Annotated in this window: 22 protein-coding genes; 18 read left to right on the top strand and 4 right to left on the bottom strand. The window is 36.4% G+C overall.

The genetic code is table 11. From position 1 onward, the window contains the following. The first annotated feature begins 1 nt into the window (after window position 1). The 9 genes from RHP76_RS15940 to RHP76_RS15900 all read left to right on the top strand — a co-directional run bounded on the left by RHP76_RS15940 (window position 2) and on the right by RHP76_RS15900 (window position 9,640). Window positions 2–691: a c-type cytochrome gene (locus tag RHP76_RS15940; protein ID WP_034691797.1), complete on the top strand. Its 690-nt coding sequence runs from the start codon at window positions 2–4 to the stop codon at window positions 689–691. A gap of 8 nt (window positions 692–699) precedes the next feature. Next, a complete protein-coding gene (locus RHP76_RS15935; RefSeq protein ID WP_034691800.1) occupies window positions 700–2,031 on the top strand; it encodes a hypothetical protein in 1,332 nt (443 codons plus the stop codon). Window positions 2,032–2,147: 116 nt separating this feature from the next. Continuing rightward, complete coding sequence (locus RHP76_RS15930; RefSeq protein ID WP_311228569.1) at window positions 2,148–3,164, top strand: hypothetical protein; 1,017 nt, start codon at window positions 2,148–2,150, stop codon at window positions 3,162–3,164. Window positions 3,165–3,280: 116 nt separating this feature from the next. Further along, window positions 3,281–4,465, top strand: a complete 1,185-nt coding sequence (locus RHP76_RS15925) for a hypothetical protein (protein WP_311228568.1) — start codon at window positions 3,281–3,283, stop codon at window positions 4,463–4,465. A gap of 3 nt (window positions 4,466–4,468) precedes the next feature. Next, window positions 4,469–5,005 (top strand): adenine phosphoribosyltransferase, encoded by a 537-nt coding sequence (locus RHP76_RS15920; RefSeq protein ID WP_062673112.1) that lies wholly within the window; start codon window positions 4,469–4,471, stop codon window positions 5,003–5,005. A gap of 229 nt (window positions 5,006–5,234) precedes the next feature. Beyond that, complete coding sequence (locus RHP76_RS15915; protein WP_062673110.1) at window positions 5,235–5,942, top strand: YfgM family protein; 708 nt, start codon at window positions 5,235–5,237, stop codon at window positions 5,940–5,942. Between the two features lie 3 nt (window positions 5,943–5,945). Then, window positions 5,946–6,464: a 6,7-dimethyl-8-ribityllumazine synthase gene (gene ribH / locus RHP76_RS15910; RefSeq protein ID WP_034691815.1), complete on the top strand. Its 519-nt coding sequence runs from the start codon at window positions 5,946–5,948 to the stop codon at window positions 6,462–6,464. A gap of 168 nt (window positions 6,465–6,632) precedes the next feature. Next, complete coding sequence (locus RHP76_RS15905; RefSeq protein WP_311230266.1) at window positions 6,633–8,711, top strand: sulfatase-like hydrolase/transferase; 2,079 nt, start codon at window positions 6,633–6,635, stop codon at window positions 8,709–8,711. 65 nt (window positions 8,712–8,776) lie between these two features. Beyond that, window positions 8,777–9,640, top strand: a complete 864-nt coding sequence (locus tag RHP76_RS15900; RefSeq protein WP_062673104.1) for a KPN_02809 family neutral zinc metallopeptidase — start codon at window positions 8,777–8,779, stop codon at window positions 9,638–9,640. 60 nt (window positions 9,641–9,700) lie between these two features. Here the strand turns inward: RHP76_RS15900 and RHP76_RS15895 are convergent, their stop codons facing one another. Next, complete coding sequence (locus RHP76_RS15895) at window positions 9,701–10,561, bottom strand: GLPGLI family protein (protein ID WP_120232422.1); 861 nt, start codon at window positions 10,559–10,561, stop codon at window positions 9,701–9,703. Window positions 10,562–10,857: 296 nt separating this feature from the next. Between RHP76_RS15895 and RHP76_RS15890 the strand changes: the two genes are divergently transcribed. The 5 genes from RHP76_RS15890 to sufD all read left to right on the top strand — a co-directional run bounded on the left by RHP76_RS15890 (window position 10,858) and on the right by sufD (window position 15,467). After that, window positions 10,858–11,187 carry a HesB/IscA family protein gene (locus tag RHP76_RS15890; protein ID WP_062673099.1) on the top strand — a complete coding sequence of 110 codons (330 nt, stop codon included), beginning with the start codon at window positions 10,858–10,860 and terminating at the stop codon, window positions 11,185–11,187. An 83-nt stretch (window positions 11,188–11,270) separates the two neighbouring features. After that, window positions 11,271–12,719 (top strand): Fe-S cluster assembly protein SufB, encoded by a 1,449-nt coding sequence (sufB, locus tag RHP76_RS15885; RefSeq protein WP_062673097.1) that lies wholly within the window; start codon window positions 11,271–11,273, stop codon window positions 12,717–12,719. 7 nt (window positions 12,720–12,726) lie between these two features. Further along, window positions 12,727–13,233 (top strand): GNAT family N-acetyltransferase, encoded by a 507-nt coding sequence (locus RHP76_RS15880; RefSeq protein WP_311228567.1) that lies wholly within the window; start codon window positions 12,727–12,729, stop codon window positions 13,231–13,233. Window positions 13,234–13,251: 18 nt separating this feature from the next. Further along, entirely contained in the window at window positions 13,252–13,995 is a 744-nt protein-coding gene (gene sufC / locus RHP76_RS15875) for a Fe-S cluster assembly ATPase SufC (protein WP_047376159.1), read from the top strand. Between the two features lie 164 nt (window positions 13,996–14,159). Next, window positions 14,160–15,467, top strand: a complete 1,308-nt coding sequence (gene sufD, locus RHP76_RS15870) for a Fe-S cluster assembly protein SufD (protein WP_311230265.1) — start codon at window positions 14,160–14,162, stop codon at window positions 15,465–15,467. Between the two features lie 73 nt (window positions 15,468–15,540). Here sufD and RHP76_RS15865 read toward each other — a convergent pair whose 3' ends face one another. Both RHP76_RS15865 and RHP76_RS15860 read right to left on the bottom strand, forming a co-directional pair. Then, on the bottom strand, window positions 15,541–16,464 hold the full coding sequence (locus RHP76_RS15865; protein WP_311228566.1) for a DUF3078 domain-containing protein: 924 nt from the start codon (window positions 16,462–16,464) through the stop codon (window positions 15,541–15,543). Between the two features lie 228 nt (window positions 16,465–16,692). Continuing rightward, window positions 16,693–17,619: a DUF3078 domain-containing protein gene (locus tag RHP76_RS15860; protein ID WP_311228565.1), complete on the bottom strand. Its 927-nt coding sequence runs from the start codon at window positions 17,617–17,619 to the stop codon at window positions 16,693–16,695. 249 nt (window positions 17,620–17,868) lie between these two features. Here RHP76_RS15860 and RHP76_RS15855 point away from each other — a divergent pair, with 249 nt between their 5' ends. The 4 genes from RHP76_RS15855 to RHP76_RS15840 all read left to right on the top strand — a co-directional run bounded on the left by RHP76_RS15855 (window position 17,869) and on the right by RHP76_RS15840 (window position 21,825). Continuing rightward, window positions 17,869–18,636, top strand: a complete 768-nt coding sequence (locus tag RHP76_RS15855; protein WP_079240009.1) for a rhomboid family intramembrane serine protease — start codon at window positions 17,869–17,871, stop codon at window positions 18,634–18,636. A gap of 33 nt (window positions 18,637–18,669) precedes the next feature. Continuing rightward, window positions 18,670–19,779 (top strand): DNA-processing protein DprA, encoded by a 1,110-nt coding sequence (gene dprA / locus RHP76_RS15850; RefSeq protein ID WP_120232417.1) that lies wholly within the window; start codon window positions 18,670–18,672, stop codon window positions 19,777–19,779. Between the two features lie 190 nt (window positions 19,780–19,969). After that, window positions 19,970–21,328 (top strand): NADP-specific glutamate dehydrogenase, encoded by a 1,359-nt coding sequence (gdhA, locus tag RHP76_RS15845; RefSeq protein WP_062673086.1) that lies wholly within the window; start codon window positions 19,970–19,972, stop codon window positions 21,326–21,328. A 101-nt stretch (window positions 21,329–21,429) separates the two neighbouring features. Continuing rightward, window positions 21,430–21,825, top strand: coding sequence for an iron chaperone (locus tag RHP76_RS15840; RefSeq protein WP_228432354.1), 396 nt, complete (start codon window positions 21,430–21,432; stop codon window positions 21,823–21,825). 42 nt (window positions 21,826–21,867) lie between these two features. Here RHP76_RS15840 and RHP76_RS15835 read toward each other — a convergent pair whose 3' ends face one another. Then, entirely contained in the window at window positions 21,868–22,170 is a 303-nt protein-coding gene (locus RHP76_RS15835; RefSeq protein ID WP_062673083.1) for a hypothetical protein, read from the bottom strand. Window positions 22,171–22,195 lie beyond the last annotated feature (25 nt).

Below are 22,195 nucleotides of genomic sequence, written 5' to 3'. Positions count from 1 at the left end.
AATGAAAAAGAATGTATTAAAAATTACAGCGGTTTTAGGTTTAACAACAGTTTTACTTAACTCTTGCGGACCAAAGGAGAATACTCCGTTGGTATATTTCCCGGACATGTATTTTCCGGTAGCTTATGATCCATTGATGAAAGCTCAGGATGCTTATTCAGATCATGAAAATGAAATTCCTGCTTTTGTTAAAAATAATGGTGCAACAGGTCTTTCTCCGGTTGAAGGATCAGTTCCTCAGAATAAAGACGGAGTTTTTGAAGAAAGCTTATTACCTAAGAATGTTGACGAGTACAACGCAGGGTATGAAGCATCTAAAAAACTTACAGCATCTCCTTTGAACCCAGCTAATGCAGCTAAGGATCTTGAAAGAGGTAAAATATTGTTTGATCACACTTGTGCTGCATGTCACGGTACAGGAGGTGATGGACAAGGACCTATCGTTCAAAGTGGAGCATTCTCTGGAGTACCCAACTATGCTGACAGAGAAATTACTGTAGGATCTGTTCATTATGTATTAACAAACGGTAGAAATGCCATGGGTTCTTATGCGGGACAATTGAACGCAGGAGACAGATGGAGAGTAGCAATGTATGTGATGAGTGCTTTCAAAAAAGGAGCAGCAGCACCGGCAGCAGCTACAGCGGCGGCACCAGCAACAACTGAAACGACTACCGAAACTAAAAAATAAGAAAAGAAATGTATAGTTTTTCACCAAAATTAAAATCAACTTCTATAATACTTCTTGTTGTAGGTTTAGTTCTTTTCGGTATTGGTTTCTTTTTGAACAAAGGAATATCTACTGAGAAAATAGAACAAATGATGGAAGCTGTTCATGCTTCAGGTCATACTGCTCCTACACACTCAAGTGAAATGGTTGGACCTCAGGATCACGCGGCTCACCTTGAGCACGCTACATTGCAGGTACACAACCAGCCTTTAGCAGCAATACATTTTGTAGCTGTATTTTTCTTTGGAGTAAGCTGCTGCGTATTATTCTTCTATTCTATTCAGCACGCTGCCCATGCAGGATGGCCAATCATCATTACAAGAGTAATGGAAGCTATTGCTTCTTATATTCCTTACGGTGGTGCAATTCTGGTAATCCTGATGATCTTAAACATCACTCATAATGGTCACTTATTCCACTGGATGGACCCTGAATTGACAAACCCGGATTCTCCGCATTTTGATGTGATCTTATTTGAAAAGAAAAAATTCTTAAATATTCCTTTCTATGCAGTAAGAACTTTAATCTATGTGATTGGTGCTTCTTTCTTCGCTTGGAAATTGAAAGCTCAATCTAAGAAAGTAGATGAAACGAAATCTAAAGTAGAGTATCAAATGCTTTACAGATGGGCAGTAGGATATATTGCATTCTTCGGATTTGCTTCTGCAGCTTGGGCTTGGGACTGGTTAATGTCTATTGACCCTCACTGGTATTCTACAATGTATATCTGGTATTCAATGGTTAGTTGCCTTTCAAGTGGTATTGCTGTAATCATTCTATTAAGTGTTTACCTTAAGAAAAATGGTTTCTTACCACAGTTCAATGATAACCACTTACACGATTTAGGAGTATTCCTTTTCGCTACAAGTATGCTTTGGACATATACATGGTTCGCTCAGTTCATGTTATACTGGTATGCCAACGTTCCGGAAGAGGTTAACTACTTCTTCGGTAGATTCCAGCACTACTCTCCTACTTTCTTACCGATGTTGATCATCAACTTCTTATTACCACTATTGGTATTAGTAAGCAGCAGCATCAAGAGAAACTACAAAGTAGTTACTACAATGGCAGTAGTAGTAATCTTAGGACACATCTTAGATTACTTCAACATGGTAATGCCAGGAACAGTAGGACCATACTGGAACACTCCTGAAGTATTCCTGTTAATCCTAGGAGCAATCCTGTTCGTAGCTGGATTATTTATGTTTACTGTACTTTCAGCTTTATCTAAACTGAAGTTGATTCCTACAGGAAACCCATTCTTACACGAATCTGAAATTTATGAGTATCCTTTCTAAGGACTTGTAACAAAATAAAATTATAAGAGACTGATTGTTAAAACAATCAGTCTTTTTTTATGTATATCAGGTAACTCGTCGCCATTGATGGGATCAACAATTAAAAAAAACTTACTATGAAAACCAAACTTTTCCTTTACACATTCTTTCTTTTTTTATATAGTTTTATTTCTGCACAGACCATCACTTTCGTTTCTGAAAAAAGTAATGCTCCCCTTCCCAGAGTTTCAGTGTTTGGGAAAGATGGAACTATTCTGGCATACTCAGATATTGAAGGCAAGATTGACAAACAATCATTATCTCCCTCGCAGGAAAAGTTTCAGCTTGTCTATAATAATTTTCCTGTTGCCACCTTATCATATTCCGATTTTGACCAGCCCATTATTAAAATCAATGATCAGGTAAAAGAGATTGAAACCGTAGTTATCAAAAATAACAAACCTGCCAAATACATTTTTATCAAAGGAAATTTTAATGCTTACGTGACCGTAAATAATAAACTGAATAGTTATACCGATGGAATTGTAACCTATATTTTTGACAACAAAACAAAAAAGCTAAAAAGTACAAACGTGGAACAATACAGGGTTTTCAGATTGACAGAACCTAAAAACGAGAAGAAAGAAACTTCATCATGGGATTATGGAAATTCTCTACAGATTCCAAAACTTAAAAATGTAGGAAATCCGGACGAATACAAAACAAAAAGAAATATCATCAGAGAATTGAAAGGCGATCGTAAAGATCAGATTGAGGTAACAGGAGGAGCACTTCAGGAAAAAGAATTTTCATTTTTCGGATATCGATTTTATGATATCAGAACCATTTTGAATATGTCCTTTGAAAAAGGATCAGAAAAGACATTGAAAGATTTTCTTGAATACAATGAACTTGTTTTTGTTAAGCTTAAACACAAAAGCGAACCCGAATACAATCAGATTGCCGTTTACACAAATTTCTATCCTACAGAACTTAGCTTTAGCAACGACAATGATATTGAAAAAGTAAAATTTGATAAAGAAAACAGTAATTACAAAACTTCTTACTGGCAGGATTCTTCATTCCCGAATATGCAGACCATCTTCAGCAATTTTTTCAAAGGAGACTTAAAAGAACAACCCCAAAAAAAGTAAAAATATAGGATTATGGCTATTATGAAAAAGAAATAAAACAAGCCATAAAACATAAAGTGAAAATAAAATCCAGTATTAATAAAGGTTTTATTAAATTTGCAACAAACCAAATAAAAATGAAAAAGTTTTCTTTTCTACTTGTTTTCAGTCTGTTGCTTTTTACAGCATGTAAGAAAGATCATGTAGATGCTACGAATACTAAAACACTGCAGTCAAGTATCAATGATATGACTTCCAGTTTACCTACCATTAAGCAGATTAAGTTTAATGAAGCTCTTTATATCCTTAAAACATTTGGAGTAGAGGCAGACGGTGATATCAATGAGCTAAAAGCCCTTGGAAAACTGATTAACGGAAAGAAAGTTCCTGAAATCATGTCTTTGGCTGACGAAGTGGCTCAGAAAAACGGAATAGAATGGGCAAGTACTGCCCCACCATCACTTGGAGAGATGAATATCTTCAGGGATGATAAAGCTAAAGAAAGCGATCCTAACGATGTGAAAGCCGGATCACTAAGCCTTGTGACAAGACCTACGGGAGATGACGGAACCGGAGCGCCTACAGCAATCCAGATTGTTCCAAGACTTGTAGATGCAGCCGGAAACCCTGTATCTTTCACAGGAGCTGGCCTTGAAGCCACTCTTGAAGTCTTCAGTAACGGTGTAAGATTGGCTACTGCTAAAAACCTTATGCAGGATAATAACTTTAAAGGATTCAATTTAAAATTCTCTTCTATCCCTGCTTCAAAAGTGGTAGATAATAAAATTGATATCACGGTTTCTGTAAAAACAACTGCCAAGACTTTCAAAATGTCTAAAATCGGGCTTGATGTCAATGCAGCAGCTCTAAAAGTTCCTGCCATCCCAAAAACGGATTCGACAGCGGTGACAGAGCAACCAAGCGCAGTGATAGATCCAAACAATCCAACAGCAACTCCTGGAGCAACTACGGACCCTGCAACACCAGCTGCACCAAAGCAGCCTACTGCAGACCCTAAAAATACAGTAAGTAAGTTCCTGAACAGTGTGAGTTCTCAAAACTTAAAAGCAGCATACGAAACAGCCAGTAATCCAAGCTGGGGAAGTTATGAATCTTTCTCAAATCCTACTTCAGGCTTTGGATCTGTAAAAAATGTAAATGTAAAAAACATTACGACAAGTGGAGCTAATGCTAATAGTGCGAGCGTAAACGCTACTTATGATGTAACGGATAAAAGTGGGAAGACAACTTCTTTAAAAGTAACTTTCGGGCTTAAAAATGTAAATGGAGACTGGAAAATTTCCAGCTATAAAATCAATTAATAAATGGCTTCAGCAGAACTGATCAAAAGATTAGAAGAAACAATTGAAAATATCCCTGATTTTCCGATTCCGGGAATCCAGTTTAAGGATATTTCACCTATCTTTTTAGACCCAAAACTTTACGAAGATGTCATTGCAGACCTTGTTGCATTCAGTAAAGGAAAAATAGATGCAGTCTGCGGAATTGAAAGCCGCGGTTACCTTTTTGGAATCGCTATCGCTGTGGCATTGGAAGTACCATTTATTCTAATCAGAAAAGCAGGAAAACTTCCCCCGCCAATTATTTCAGAAAAGTATGATCTGGAATATGGAAGTGCCATTATTGAAACCCGTGAAGGCCAGATAAAACCTGGACAAAGAGTTTTAATCCATGATGATCTTTTAGCCACGGGAGGAACTACTGAAGCTGCAGCAAAATTGGTAGAAAAGCAAGGAGCAATTGTTTCACAGTTTAGTTTCCTTATCGGTTTACAAGGTCTGAACGGTGATGAAAAACTGAAGAAATTCGGTGCAGAGATCTACCATATTTTAGGATACTAAGACTTAATATATATGCTTCGAAAGGTTCAGCATGACAACGCTAATCATTTACTGTGAGATTAGAACAAGCACTATCAGAAGTGTCATGCTGAACATCTCGAAGCATCTTTTTTTTAATAAATTCATCATTCACCATTAACAATTCACAAGATTTCGTCAATAATACTCACAAAGTATTTTGTAAATCTCTCAGAAACAATTAAATTTGCATTTCAATTTTTAAAAACTTATGGCAAAATTGGGAAAGAGTGCTCAGAACGAGCAAGAAGGTAAAGAAACAGTTGAGTTCTTTAAAGACCTTGACAGAGAGGCTTTAAACACTGAAAGATTTGTTGAAAAATATTCAAAGCCGCTTGGTTTTGTATTTGGAGCTTTGATTTTAGGAGTTTTAGGATTCTTTGCTTATAAGCAATTTGTAATTGCTCCAAAGAACACTGAGGCTGTAAAAAGTTTCCTTGCTGCTCAAAAAAATCTTACGGAAGGTAAAGATAAAGATGCCTTAGGTGGAAAATCTGCAGCTAATCCAGGTTTTATAGGTACAGCTAATGAATATTCTTCTACTGAAATTGGTAAACTTTCTGCTTACAATGCTGGTTTATTAAAATTCAAAGAAGGAAAATTCCAGGAAGCATATGATCTTTTGGATAAATTCTCTTCCAAAAACAAAACCTTGATGGCAATGAAGTATGGAGCAATGGCTGATGCAAAATCAGGTCTTAACAAAAATGATGAAGCTCTGTCTTTATTAGATCAGGCTGCTACAGCATCTGATGATCCTTATACAACGTATTATTTTACAAGAAAAGCAGGTATTGTTGCTTTAGGATTAAAGAAAAATGCAGAAGCTAAAAAATACTTCTCTGCAATTGACGAGAAATATCAGGACTACGACAACGGAATGTCTGATTCTTATATCGAAATGACTAAATATTATTAAAAAATGGCAACAGTTAATCTATCCGATTACAAGCCACTTCATATAACTAATGCCGAAGATTTTTCTATCGGCATTGTTTTTTCTGAGTGGAATGATTTTGTAACTTACAATCTTCGTGATGCAGCTTTGGAAATCCTTGAAAAAGAAGGGGTAAAACCTGAAAACATCAAACTTTTCCCTGTACCAGGAGCTTTCGAATTAAGCTATGCTAGTATGCAGCTTTGCAAAGAGAGAAAATATGATGCAGTAATTTCTATCGGATGTGTGATCCGTGGGGAAACTCCACATTTTGACTATGTATGCTCTGCAGTAGCGCAGGGAATCAAAGACTGTAACATCATGACGGACACCCCTACTATTTTCTGTGTATTAACAGATGATAACAAAGAACAATCTATTGCAAGAAGCGGTGGAGATCTTGGAAACAAAGGGGTGGAAGCAGCCGTTACAGCGCTAAGAATGATTGATTTCAAAAAGAAATTATCTGATAAAAAGGGGAATATCGGTTTCGGACATTCTTAACTTTTTATTCACTTTAACAATATAAAGGGGCTATTTTTAATAGTCCCTTTTTTATTAGTATATAAATAATTCATAAATCTTATTAATAAAAAGGATGTTTTTCTTTTTTTCCGTCAAAAGTTCCCTACAAAAACTATCTTTGTGAAAATTAATAAAGACAGACAATACATGTTTTTAAAAAAAATAAAACCCTTCTTGTATTTAGGAATTTTCTATCTTATTATTTCGTTGATAATAAGAACAGTATTCTTTTTTCATCCTATTACTACTGCTAGTTTTGGATTTTTCGAAGTCGTAAAAGTTTTGCTGATAGGTCTGGTGAATGACATTTTTGTTTTCATACTGGCCAGTTCCATTCTCGCTCTTTACTTCCTCTTTCTTTCCAATTCAAAATATAAAAAACCTTACGGACACATTATTCTGAGTGCTCTGGTTCTATTCTTCCTTTATATATGGCTTGTGCCGAACAATATTTTCAAGCAGTATGGAGGTTCCATCATGGAAATAGCCCTTGTTTTCGTAGGGATAAAAACTCTTTTCTTTGGATTGATGCTTTTCCTTCCTACTCAAAGGATAAAAATACGTAACACATTATATTTCATCACATTATTATTATACGTTCTTCTGATCATTTTCAACGGAGTCAGTGAATACTTCTTCTATAATGAATTTGGAGTTCGTTATAATTTTATTGCTGTAGACTATCTTATTTATACCAATGAGGTGATTGGGAATATCATGGAAAGTTACCCTGTAATTCCATTGTTTTCTGCCATCATGCTTGTTACCCTTACCATCACGTGGTTCATTTATAAGAAAACAAAAGATGAATTGCTGGAACTTCCGGACTTTAAACAAAAAATGTTTCTTCTGGGCAGTTTTATGGTACTTTGCGCGTTGAGTGCGCTGGCAATACCGTCTTTGATGCAAATCAAATCTGACAATGTTTTCGCCGACGAAATTGAAGCCAACGGACTTCCTAAGTTCTACTGGGCATTTACTCATAATGAGCTTGATTACTTCCAGTTCTACTCCCAGATTAACCAGCAGCAGGCCGAGAAGAATTTTTTAAGCCAGTACCCACAGCATACGTTATCAAGAGCTGTCGTTGCGGAGCAGCCTGAAGTGAAGAAAAATGTAGTATTGATCTCCATTGAAAGTCTTTCTGCAGATTTCATGGAACATTATGGCAATACCCAAAAAATCACTCCTTTCCTGGACAGTCTTGCTGATAAATCACTCATGTTTACCAATCTGTATGCAACCGGAAACAGAACGGTACGCGGACTGGAAGCTTTGACATTATGTATTCCTCCTACAGCAGGAGAAAGTATCATCAAGAGAGATGACAATAAGAATAAATTCACAACCGGAAGTGTTTTCAAGTCTAAAGGATATGATGTCAAGTTTTTATACGGCGGATACAGCTATTTTGATAATATGCAGGACTTCTTCGGAGGGAACGGCTATGGAATTGTAGACAGAAACAACTTTAAACCTGAAGAAATCACTTTTGCCAATGTTTGGGGTGTTGCTGATGAAGATATGGCAAGAAAAGCTATTCAGGTGATGAATGCCGAAGCCAAATCAGGAAAACCATTTTTCAATCACTGGATGACGGTTTCCAACCACAGACCGTTTACTTATCCTGACGGAAGAATTGATATTCCGGGAACAGTAAAATCCCGTGAAGGGGGTGTAAAGTATACAGACTACTCTCTTAAGCTGTTCTTCGATATGGCTAAGAAACAAGACTGGTACAAGAATACGGTTTTTGTTATTATTGCAGACCATTGTGCATCCAGCGCCGGGAAAACAGAACTTCCAATGGATAAATACAGAATTCCTGCCATGATTTTCTCTGAAGGATTTATTCAGCCTCAGAAATTTGATGCACTGATGTCTCAGATAGATGTAATGCCTACTCTTATGGGATTATTAAATTTCAACTATCAATCTAAATTTTTAGGTCAGGATGTATTCAAACCTGAATTCCAGCCTAAAGCTTATGTGGCCACCTATCAGGATCTTGGATTTATCAAAGGTGAACGTTTGACTATTATTTCACCGGTTAAAAAGGTAAAACAGTATTCTTTGGAACTGGAAAAAAGTGATCTGAAACCGGAATTTAAACTGTATTACGACGAAAAATTATTAAAAGATCCAGATCAGAAACTGGTTGATGACGCTGTATCAGCCTATCAATCTACTTCTTACTGGCTCAAAACAAAACAACTCAACAGATAAATATCTAAATATTTTCGCTCATAATCTGGCGTAAAATATTTAAATTAACCCATAAATTTATTAGTATGAAATGGACAGACGACAGAGGCGGAAACGTTGATGACCGCCGTGGTTCAGGAGGCGGAAGTGGCGGTATGATTGTAGGAGGCGGACTCGGAACTTTAATTATAGCAGCCATCGTATTCTTTTTGGGAGGTGACCCATCCGGCATTTTGAATTCTGGCGGCATGCAGTCTTCAGGAAATTCCGGGGAACAGAGAGAGCTTACAGCCGATGAAAAACAAGTTGGAGAAATGGTTGATATGATGGCCAAATGGAATATTCTTACCTGGGATCAGATTTTTAAGGAAAATGGAATGACTTACAGTGCTCCTCAGGTAGTTCTTTTCGAAAATACAACATCTTCAGCATGTGGTACTGCTCAATCTGCTATGGGACCATTCTATTGTCCGGCAGATCAGAAAGTCTATATGGATATGAGTTTTTTTGGTGAACTTCAGCAAAAATTCGGCGCTAAAGTAACAGAATTTACAGTAGCTTATGTTCTTGCACATGAAGTAGGACACCATGTTCAGACCCTTTTGGGAACTACACAGAAAGTAGATGCGTTAAGAAGAAGCGGAAGATATTCCGAAGAGCAGATGAACAGAGTATCCGTTGCTACAGAATTACAGGCTGATTTCTATGCCGGAGTATGGGCAAAAAGAACCAATGACAGCAAACATATTCTGGAACCAGGAGATATTGAGTCTGCCATAGATGCTGCCGAAGCGGTTGGCGATGATAATATTCAGAAAAGAGCACAGGGATATGTGAATCAGGAAAGTTTTACTCACGGCTCTTCTGCACAGCGTAAAGAATGGTTTATGAAAGGGTACAACACCGGAGACATCAGACAGGGTGATACTTTCAACCAGCTATTAAAATAGTTTTTATCAAAAATTATAATGACATAAAAAAGCGGTCTTGACTTAAGACCGCTTTTTTATTTATTGCAATTCGATCGGATTTGAATTTTTCTTAGCCTCTTCTTTCACCCTTTCTTCCATTCTTTTTCTCATATCGGCAGGATTTTGATTTCCGCCGCCGGGACCTCTTCCGCCTCCGCCTATTCTTATTGTATTAGAAAATCCACCTTGTCCACCTCCACTTTGGCTCATAAACGACATTGGATCAGCTTTAAATTTTTGCTGCTGCTTGATATAATCTGTTCTTTTTACTTTCAAAGTATTTCCAAACTGGTTCAAAGCCGGAAACTCAGCAATTTTATAGTTTTTCATGAGATCAAAAGAATAATCTCCTTTATCATCTTCCACTTTTACAATCAGTCCCGGAAGTCCACCGAACTTATAAGGTCCGTCCTGATAAGGCAGGTCAGTTGTAAACCACGCCGTCCATTTTCTTCCACCAAAATCAGTTTCAGCTTTCTGAACTTTATACTCGCCTATTTTTCTCGTTTCTGACTCTATTTTCCAGTTCAGTGGTCTGTCTTCTTCATATGAATAAATATCACGCCCAATTCTGTCTTTGAAATAAGTCTTTTGATTTGTTTTATCTTTTTCAATGGAATAGCTGATATTTGTTCTCAATCCTTCCATCTGATCTCTGTTGATGCTTGCTCTTCCGCCTCCGCTCTGAAATGCTTTTTGCATAATAGAATCTCTTTTGATTCTGTTTTCAGAATAAAACACTGATTTTTCCGGAGAAATATCCAGATAAGCATTTTCAGTCTTGATATCTGTTTTATTTTCCGCATCAGGCTTCATCGTCACCTGATATACGAATCTGTTGGTTTGTGCAGAAACATTCTGTATAAAGAACGCCAATGCGATAATACCTATTTTTTTCATTTATATTTTTATTTATTGAGCATTATCAAAAGAAAGACTTATTGTATCTATTTTTTGACAAGTTTTCTCCTTTATTGCTTCATTATATATATTCTTTATAGATTCAAAATATGATTCAAGGTTAAAATTATAAATAAAACCTTAACAGTAAACGGCTTAGTTTATCTTTTTTTAACATAATTTATCCTCGCAGAAATAGCTATTAATATCAGAATCATTAAAATAGATATCTTCGATTTGAGATTGCGGAAATTAGTTCGTATTTTTGCATCATTAAATCATTCTAAATAAATACAATGATAAAAGTATCAGACCATGCAAAGGAGAAAGCCATCCAGTTAATGACGGAAGATGGTTTTAACCCTGCTGAAGATTATATAAGAGTAGGGGTAAAAAGCGGCGGATGCTCTGGTTTAGAGTATGTTTTAAAGTTTGACAACGAAAAAACAGACACAGATCAGATTTTTGAAGATAATAACATTAAAATTATTATAGATAAAAAATCCATCCTTTATTTAGCAGGAACAACTCTTGAGTATTCAGGAGGATTGAACGGAAAAGGGTTTGTTTTTAACAACCCGAATGCATCCAGAACATGTGGATGCGGGGAATCATTTAGTCTTTAGAGAAAAGACATTAGATCCTAGATTTCAGACCTCAGAGCTACTCTGGATTTTGAAATCTAAAATCTGAAATCTAAAAAAAAGTAATGAGTAAATATACAGAAGACGATCTAAGAGTCGATCTAGAAAATAAAAAATATGAATTCGGTTGGGAGACGAAGATTGATTATGAAGACTTCCCGACTGGTTTAAACGAGGACATCATCCGTGCGATCTCTGCTAAAAAAGAAGAGCCGGAATGGATGACTGAATGGCGATTGGAATCTTTCAAAATCTGGCAGAAAATGGTAGAGCCTGAGTGGGCTAATATCAAATATGAAAAACCAGATTTTCAGGCAATCCGTTACTATGCTGCTCCAAAAGTAAAGCCTGAACTGGCAAGCCTTGACGAAGTAGATCCTGAACTATTGAAAACATTCGAAAAGCTAGGGATTAATATCGAAGAGCAAAAAAGACTTTCAGGAGTTGCTGTAGATATCGTAATGGACTCAGTTTCTGTGAAAACCACTTTCCAGGATACACTGGCAGAAAAAGGAATTATTTTCTGCTCGATCTCTGAGGCTATTAAAAACCACCCTGATTTGGTAAGAAAATATCTTGGAAAAGTAGTTCCGAGAGGAGATAACTTTTATGCAGCATTGAATTCCGCAGTATTTTCTGACGGAAGTTTCTGTTATATTCCTAAAGGAGTAAAATGCCCGATGGAACTTTCTACTTATTTCCGTATCAACCAGGCAGGAACAGGACAGTTTGAAAGAACGCTTCTTGTAGCTGATGAAGGAAGTTATGTCTCTTATCTTGAAGGATGTACAGCACCGTCAAGAGATGAAAACCAGCTTCACGCAGCGGTTGTAGAGCTTATCGCTTTAGACAATGCTGAAATTAAATATTCAACGGTACAGAACTGGTATCCTGGTAATGAAGAAGGTAAAGGAGGTGTATTCAACTTTGTAACGAAGAGAGGACTTTGCGAAAGAAATGCAAAAATCTCCTGGACACAGGTTGAAACAGGTTCAGCAGTAACGTGGAAATATCCATCTTGTATCCTTAAAGGAGACAATTCTATCGGAGAGTTCTACTCTATTGCGGTTACCAACAACCACCAGTATGCAGATACAGGTACAAAGATGATCCACATCGGAAAGAATACCAAATCAACGATTATTTCAAAAGGTATTTCTGCTGGAAAATCACAAAACTCATACAGAGGACAGGTAAAAGTAATGCCTTCTGCAAAAGGAGCAAGAAACTTTTCACAATGTGACTCTTTATTGATGGGTAATGAATGTGGAGCTCATACTTTCCCTTATATTGAAATCAAAGACCCTACGGCACAGTTGGAGCACGAGGCTACAACTTCAAAAATCGGGGAAGATCAGATTTTCTACTGTAACCAGAGAGGTATTGATACAGAAAGAGCCATTGCTCTGATTGTGAATGGTTTCAGTAAAGAAGTTTTGAACAAGCTTCCGATGGAATTTGCCATTGAAGCACAAAAATTACTGGAAATTTCATTAGAAGGTTCAGTAGGATAGAAAAAATATGATAGCTACAGAAAGATTAATTTTAAGAAAACCTACAAAAGAAGACTTTGGAAGATTCTTTGAAATTAATCATGATCCTCAAACCAATATTCACAATCCAGGCGGACCAATGAATTTTGAAAAAGCAGAAAGCACATTTGCCAGAATGCTTGATCATTGGGAAAAATATAGTTTTGGAGGCTGGGTGATTGTTGAAAAAGATGATCCAGAAAATATAGTAGGTTTTGGAGGGCTGAGCTATAAACTCTACGGAGAAGAAGAAAAATTGAATTTAGGTTATCGTTTTGCTTCCCAGGCATGGGGGAAGGGATACGCCACAGAATTCACAAAGAAGGTTATAGATGTTGGATTAAATCAAGACAATAAAGAAGAAATATTCGCAATTGTCCGTCCCAGCAATATAGCTTCTATTAAAGTTTTGGAAAAGGCAGGTATGATCCAAATCGGGACGCTGAATGATGTCCCTGGTCAGCCTGAAAGTTTAGTATATAGAATTCAAAAATAATTTGTTTAAGCAAATAAAATGTTAGAAATTAAAAACCTTCACGCCAAAATTGAAGATGGCGCAGAAATATTAAAAGGTATTAATCTTGAAATAAAGCCGGGCGAAGTTCACGCGATCATGGGACCAAACGGAGCTGGTAAATCTACCCTATCTTCTGTAATTGCTGGAAAAGAAGATTATGAAGTGACTGGTGGAGAGATCCTTTTCCAGGGAGAAGATATCAGTGAAGATGCTCCTGAAGATAGAGCTCACAAAGGAATTTTCCTTTCTTTCCAGTATCCAGTGGAAATTCCGGGAGTTTCTGTAACGAACTTTATCAAAGCTGCTTTGAACGAGACGAGAAAAGCAAACGGACTGGAAGAAATGCCGGCAAAAGAAATGCTTGCATTAATTCGTGAGAAGTCTGAAAAACTGGGAATTAAAAAAGATTTCCTTTCAAGATCATTGAACGAAGGATTCTCCGGAGGTGAAAAGAAAAGAAATGAAATTTTCCAGATGATGATGCTTAATCCTAAGCTGGCAATTCTTGATGAAACTGATTCAGGATTGGATATCGATGCTTTAAGAATCGTAGCAGATGGAGTAAATCATTTTAAAAATGAAGGAAATGCAGTTCTTCTGATTACGCATTATCAAAGATTACTAAACTATATTCAGCCTGATTTTGTTCACGTTTTAGCAGATGGAAAAATCATCAAAACAGGTGATAAGTCTTTAGCATTAGAACTTGAAGAAAAAGGTTACGACTGGCTTCTTAACTAAGAAGAATATATATTATTTCAGAGATTAACCTTTCCTGTAATCATTCATACAATATGGCAGAAAAGAATCTCTACTATTAAAAATTGGTTTTCCTATTCCTCGGAATAACAATATTTTAGTTAATAAAAAAAGAAAAAATGGTGCAAACCACAGATATACCAGTAATGGCATTAAAAGAACAAATTATAGAGAACCATAATGAATTTTTGGAGAGTCTTCGTCACAGATTTCTGGATGAGGAAAGAAAAACAGCGCTTCAGAAATTTGCAAACCTTGGTTTTCCTACTAAAAAAGACGAAGAATATAAATATACCAATCTAAAGGAGATCACGGAAAAAAGCTACAACTTCTTCCCGAAAGAGCACCACAATATCACTAAAGAGCAGTTTGATGAACTACACCTTGGAGAAGAAAATTTTGATTGGATTGTTTTTGTAAACGGTAAGCTTCACAAAGAGTTATCTAAAGTTTCTATTGAAAATGTAGAATTCCTTTCATTCAATTATGCATTGAATGATGAGAAGCATAAAGAGGTTTTTGAAAAGTATTTCAATACGATTGCTTCCAAAGAACAGGCTTTTACGAACCTGAACCTTGCTTACTGCAAATATGGCTTCTTCCTTAAAGTTCCTAAAAATGTAGTGATTGAAAAGCCAATCCACGTTTTTTACATTTCTCAGAATCAGGAGGAAAACACATTCTACAATACCAGAAACCTTTTGATCGTAGAAGAAGGAGCAAAAGTAGAAGTGATTGAAAGCCACCATAATTTTGACAGCACTTACGTACTGACAAACTCTGTGACGGAAATCTTTACCTATCCGAACGCAAAAGCTGACTGGCACAAGCTTCAGAACGATAACAACACAACCTATCTTATCGATAATACTTTTGCAAAACAGGAGAAGGACAGCTTAACTACGGTAAACACATTCTCTTTCGGAGGTAAACTGGTAAGAAACAACCTTGATTTTATTCATAATGGATCTAATATAAATTCATTCATGAACGGAATCACCATTATTGGGAAAGATCAGTTGGTAGATCACCATACTGCAGTTCACCACAACTTCCCGAACTGTGAAAGTTACCAGAACTACAAAGGAATCTTTGATGGGAATGCCCACGGAGTTTTCAACGGAAAGGTTTTTGTTGACAAAATTGCACAGAAAACAAACGCTTACCAGCAAAACAACAACGTATTGCTAAGTGAAGGAGCAAGTATTGATACAAAACCTCAGTTAGAAATCTTTGCTGATGATGTAAAATGTTCTCACGGATGTACAGTAGGACAATTGAATGAAGATGCTTTATTCTACCTTAGAGCAAGAGGAATTTCTAAAAAAGAAGCTCAGGCATTACTTTTATATGCTTTCGCGAATGATGCAATGCAAAACATTGATATAGAGCCTCTAAAAGAGAAAATTTCAAAGCTTTTAGCTGAGAAATTAGGAGTTGATATAGAATTCTAAGACCTATATATTGATAAACAAAAGCACTTCAAAATGAAGTGCTTTTTTATTGTATCATATAGTATGTTTCTACTTATTTTTTCAACCAGCTTTGGTTATCTTTATTTTCTGAACGTTTCTTACCATTATCAAAATTATAAGCCAATCCTACGCCTAAAGTCTGCTTCAACTGAGTCTTCCATATCTGATTATGATCATACAAAAGATCCAAAGTAACGTTGGTAGAAATATATTTATTGATTTTCATGCTTAAAACTCCGCTATATCCAAGGACAAGCCTGTCCGGATGATCAAGGTAGTTTGAGAATACAGAAGCCGTATTCAGTAAGGTTATTTTCTCCATAATTTTCAGCTTGTACATTGCCGTTCCCAGAAAACCGAATTGGAAAAGAGAAGAATCTCCATCGTTTTTAAGACCGTAAGTTCCTGCCTTCTGAAGATCTTCGTCTAAAACGAAAGTCCATCTGGCATTTGCAGGCCGTAAAGTAACTGTAAGATTATCATTGGGACGGTATGTAACCCCTGCTCCTACACTCAGATATCCGGGAGCCATAAAATTGGAAATCTTTTTTGCATCAGGATTATTTCCATCTTCATAACCCGGAGCAAACTGAGTCTGAAGCCCTGCTCCTGCAGACAAATACCAATGTTTGGCAAATTCTCTACCATAGTTTGTAGATAGATTAATGACATCCTGTGTTTTTCTAACTCCGGTTCCCTGTGTGTTATTTTGCCCGTATCCCAGAATAATAATATTTTCCCAAAGATCTTTCCCTTTTTCATACGTCAGGTTGTAATTAACACCAGCAAGCCAGCCAACGTTGTTAGCTCCACCTCCTACCCAGTTTGAAAAGGCAGCCTGGTTAAGCATTAATGTATTTTGCCCCTGAATAGACCATGCTTTAATGGTGTCTGATGCCGGAGCTTCTGTCTTAGCCTCCTGAGCGAATGCTACAGCTCCAAAAGAGATAGAACTGATCAATAAAAGTTTTTTCATAATGTTGATTTATTACAAATGTATAAATAATAATTTATGCCATCATAAAATTCACTTTAAAATGAATTTAACATAACTAAAAATACGCGCATAAACAACTGAAATTAAACGACTTGTAAACAAAACAATTCCTAATCAAACTTAAGTCAACTTAAAATTACAGAATTTTATAAAGAAAAAACACCTCATTTCTGAAGTGTTTTTTAACTATAATATAAATTTTCCAAACTATTTTTTGATCCACCACTGGCTGTCTTTGCGATCAGAACGTTTTACACCATTTGCGAGCGTATAGGCAAATCCGATTCCAAGAGTTTGTTTCAGCTGTGTTTTCTCTATCTGATTATGATCGTATAGCAAGTCTACGGTCACATTGGAGGATATGTATTTATTCACTTTCAGGTTCAGCAAAGCTCCATAGGCAAGAACTAATCTGTCCGGGTTATCAAGGTAATTCGAGAAGACAGAAGCCGTATTGGTTAAATAAATATCTTCCATTATTTTCAATTTATATATTGCTGTTCCCAGAAAACCGAATTGTAATAACGAAGTATCTCCATCATTTTTTAAACCATAGCTGCCTGCTGTCTGAAGGTCTTTATCCAGTACAAATGTCCATCTGGCGTTGGTAGGACGTAACGTTACAGTGAGATCATCATTGGGTCTGTATGTGATACCCATCCCGACGTTCAGGTAGCCCGGTGCCATAAAATTGGATATCTTTTTCGCATCAGGGTTATTTCCGTCTTCATATCCTGCAGCAAACTGTGATTGAAACCCTGCTCCCATAGAGAAATACCAGCTTTTTGAGAATTTTCGTCCATAATTGGTAGAAACATTGATAACGTCCTGTGTTTTTCTGATACCCTGGCCTTTTGTATCATTCTGCCCATATCCAAGAATAATGATATTTTCCCAAAGGTCTTTATCTTTTTCATACGTCAGATTATAATTCAATCCGGCAAGCCATCCAACGTTATTGGCACCACCGCCTACCCAGTTTGAAAAGGCAGCCTGATTAATCATTAATGTGTTTTTTCCTAAAACCGACCAGTATTTTATGGTATCTACCACTGCGGAATCTTTTTTCAATTCTTCTTGTGCACTTGCATATATTCCTATAAAACAGGAAAGAATCAATAAAAACTTCTTCATTACTCTAAATAATTTTCAATGCAAAAATATTAATATAATTTTTTTAAAAGCTAAAATCAGCTTTAAAAGAACCAATTTCTATAAAGTTGAATTACCTCATAACAAGATATTTCTATAAAATCAATGCCAAATAATGAGTTCAAAAGTTAAATTTAACACCTTTTGTCTTAAAATCAGGACGGTAGAAACTTATTCATCGACAAATTTTCCGAAATTTATCATTGGCTTTTGATTTGACGTAAAACCCATATGTTCAAAAATGTAATTTCCAAAAGAGCGGTTATATACCCATTGCTAATGCTTTCAGCGATGTGGTTCGGGTATTTTTTACAAATGCAGGGCTTTTTTCAAAGCTGTTTTGGAGCCATTATTCCTCTCTTACCCGAGGGATTGCTTGGTGTAGTTACCTCTCCCCTTTTACATGGAAATATCGATCATATTATAGGAAATTCCATTCCCATAGCAGCACTTATGTTTTTGCTGTATCAGTTTTATCCATTGGTGGCCAACAAAGTTTTTATCATCGGCTGGCTGGCAACGGGACTTTTAGTATGGCTTCTTCCTCCTATTGATATTCTTACCGGTGAATATATGTACACCTGTACCATCGGAGCAAGTGGCGTGGTTTATGTACTCGCTTTTTTCCTATTCTTCAGCGGGGTATTTAAATGGAATACGAAGCTTCTCACAATTTCAATGCTTGTTGTGCTTTATTATGGCAGTTTGATATGGGGGATGCTTCCTGAAGAACTGTTTTACAACATGCAGGAGCCGAGCAAAATTTCTTGGCAGGCCCATCTTTCAGGAGCTGTAGTAGGCAGTATTATTGCATTTGCTTTTAAAAATGTTGGCGAAAAGAAGAAAAAATTTATCTGGGAGTTTCCAAATTATTACAGCGAAAAAGATGATAAATTGTGGCAGGAATACAAGGAAAATCATCCTGAAGACTTTATGGAACTTCCATACAAGAAAAAAGATGATATCTGGGACCATTTGGATGAATTGAGAAAAAGATAAAACTTATTTCATTACATTTGAAAAAAAACACACATGACCTCAGAAGAATACTTTTATGCCATCGCCCTCCGCGAATGCAGCCAGATTGGTGATATCCATTTTCATAAACTTGTCTGTACTTTCGGAAGCGCTCAGGAAGCCTGGAATAGAGCCAGAAAAGAATATAAAAAGCTGGAAGGAATAGGGCAAAGAACAGTTTCAGATATTGGAAATAAGTCTCATTTGGAATTCGCAGAAGAAGAATTAAATTTTTGCGAAAAAAATAATATTCAAATCAGGTTAAAACACCTCAAAGAAATCCCGTCTCTACTTAATGAATGTAATGATACTCCCGCTATTCTTTATCAAAAAGGGAATATTGAGGATGCACAGCCAAAAATAAGTATTGTAGGAACCCGAAATATGACCGCTTATGGAAAACAGTTTATTGAAAACTTTTTTGAAGCAACACGATCCTCAAAATATACATCCATAAGCGGTCTCGCTTTAGGCGTCGATAAAGAAGTTCATGAACAGTCTATTTGTCATCAAAAGCCCACTGTAGCTGTTCTTGCACATGGTTTTCAATATCTATATCCGGCAAAAAACAGAAAACTTTCTGAAAAAATTTTACAGGAAGGAGGAGCATTAATAACGGAGTTCAGCTCTTCCAGAAAACCTGACCGGGAAAATTTTATCCAGAGAAACAGAATTGTGGCAGGAATATCCCCTGCAACGATTGTAGTGGAAACCGGTTTCGGAGGAGGCTCTGTGAGCACAGCAGCCTTTGCCAATGATTATAACCGTGATGTTTTTGCACTGCCTGGAAAAATTACAGACAGTTCTAGCCAGGGATGTAATCAGCTGATTTTCCATAATAAAGCAACGGCAATTTCTACCATAAAAGATCTTATAGAACTCCTTGGATTAAATGATCCTAAAGAAAAAATGGAAGAGTTATTTCCTTATAGCGAGACCAAACCACAATTATCTGACAATCAGAACTTAATATATCAATCTATTCAATCTTATCCTCAAATCTGTTTAGACGATCTCTCCATGAGAATTGATCTTCCTACTCATAAAATCTTACCAATAATTTTAGAATTGGAACTTTTAGGGAAAGTAAAATCATTTTCCGGGAGGCAATTCATCGCAATTTAAGATTTAATGATTTCTTAATATTGCATTATTTCATATATAACATTTCATTTTTAATAAAATTTAAACACAAATTATCAATTTAATAATATTACGGAACATTATTATTTAATTTTTAACAATGTTAAAATATAGTGTTGTGAATCTTGAAAAAAAAATTAAATTTGTTGACAATAATATTCAACCTTAATATATGGAACAATATAATATTGACCAGAAAATCCAAGAGTTTATTGCAAAAATTGAAGCAAAAAATCCTAACGAACCGGAATTTTTACAGGCTGTAAAAGAAGTTGCCGTAACCGTAATTCCATTCATTGCTACTAAAAAAGAATATACCGGAATGAAGCTGCTTGAAAGAATGGCTGAAGCTGAAAGAATTATTATTTTCAGAGTTCCATGGGTTGATGACAAAGGAGAAATTCAGGTTAACAGAGGTTTCAGAATTCAAATGAACTCTGCTATTGGACCATACAAAGGAGGAATCCGTTTCCACCCTACTGTAAACTTATCAGTTCTTAAATTCCTGGCGTTCGAACAAGTATTCAAAAACTCTTTGACAACTCTTCCAATGGGAGGTGGTAAAGGAGGTTCAGATTTCGATCCACAAGGAAAATCTGATATGGAAGTAATGCGTTTCTGCCAGGCTTTCATGACAGAATTATGCAAACACATCGGTCCTGAAACAGACGTACCTGCAGGAGATATCGGTGTTGGAGCAAGAGAAATCGGATATTTATTCGGACAGTACAAGAAAATCAGAAACGAGTTTACCGGAGTTCTTACAGGAAAAGGTCTTGCTTACGGAGGTTCATTAATCCGTCCTGAAGCTACAGGATATGGTGTAGTATACTTCGCAGAGCAGATGCTTAAAACGATCGGACAGGATTTCAAAGATAAAATTGTAACAGTATCAGGTTTCGGAAACGTAGCGTGGGGAGTTATTAAAAAAGCAACTGAACTAGGTGCTAAAGTTGTAACAATCTCTGGTCCTGACGGATATATCTACGATAAAGATGGTATCAGCGGAGAAAAGATCGATTATTTATTAGAACTTAGATCTTCTGGTAATAACAGAGCGGAAGACTATGCTAAAAAATATCCATCAGCTGAGTTCCACGCTGGAAAACGTCCTTGGGATGTGAAGTGTGACGTAGCTTTCCCTTCCGCAACTCAAAACGAACTGGATTTAGATGATGCAAGAAAATTAGTTGAAAACGGATGTATCTGTGTAACTGAAGCGGCTAATATGCCTTCTACACTAGATGCTATCAACTATTTCTTAGATAATAAAGTATTATTCTCTCCTGGTAAGGCTTCCAACGCTGGAGGTGTTGCTACATCAGGATTAGAAATGACTCAGAACTCTATCCGTCTTAACTGGACTTCTGAAGAAGTTGATGCAAGATTAAAGGAAATCATGATCGGTATCCATAAAGCTTGTAGAGATTACGGAAAAGACGAAGATGGTTATGTAAACTACGTAAAAGGTGCAAATATTGCCGGCTTCGTAAAAGTAGCAGAAGCAATGTTGGCTCAAGGAGTTGTGTAACAAAAAACAAAGGTTGGGAAAAACTCCCGACCTTTTTTGATATAGCCTGTTCCCGGGATAATGGGAAAAAAGTAAAAAGTGAAAGGAGAAAGCGCTGCTATATGCAGCGCTTTTTTTATTTTTATATGATGCAAAACACCTTTAAAAATATTGATGAATATATACTTCTGTTTCCGATAGATGTACAGAAAAAATTACTCGAACTTAGAAAAGTAATTCATTTACAGGTTCCGGATTTGGAAGAATATATCGGGTATCAGATGCCGGCCTTCCGGTACAAAGGAAAACCGTTGATTTATTTTGCGGGATATAAAAAGCATATCGGATTCTATCCCGGAGCTGAGGGTATTCATAATTTTAAAAAAGATTTTGAGGAAAGAAAGTATAAATTTTCAAAAGGAGCTGTTCAATTTCCCATCACTGAAAATCTGCCGCTGGATCTGGTCACCAAGATTTTATTGTTCAAAGTGGAAGAAATTGAACAAAAAAAATCCTGAAATACAAGATTTCAGGATTCCGACTAGTGTTTGCTAAGTGCTTTACTTTTTCTTCTTTTTGTCTTTCTTCTCTTCTTTAGGAGCATCTGCAGGCTTAGTAGCATCAGTAGGCGTTGTACTTACTGATGGATCCGTTGCAGGTGCAGTTTCCATTGTAGTTGCAGGTGATTTTTCCTGTTGATTCTTTGGATCCGAAGGACTTGTAGTCTGTGTATTCGGTTGTTGAGTCTGAGTTGTCGTAGTGTTATTAGTAGAAGTATCGGCCGGCTTTTGTGGTGTTGATTGTGCTGATACTGCGATTACTCCGACTAATGTAAACGCTGCCGTTAAAAATAACTTTTTCATAATGTAATATTTAAATGATTGTTTA

The sequence above is a fragment of the Chryseobacterium sp. SG20098 genome (genome assembly GCF_031844745.1).
GTDB lineage: Bacteria > Bacteroidota > Bacteroidia > Flavobacteriales > Weeksellaceae > Chryseobacterium > Chryseobacterium cucumeris.
This window is presented reverse-complemented; position numbering and strand designations above follow the sequence as displayed.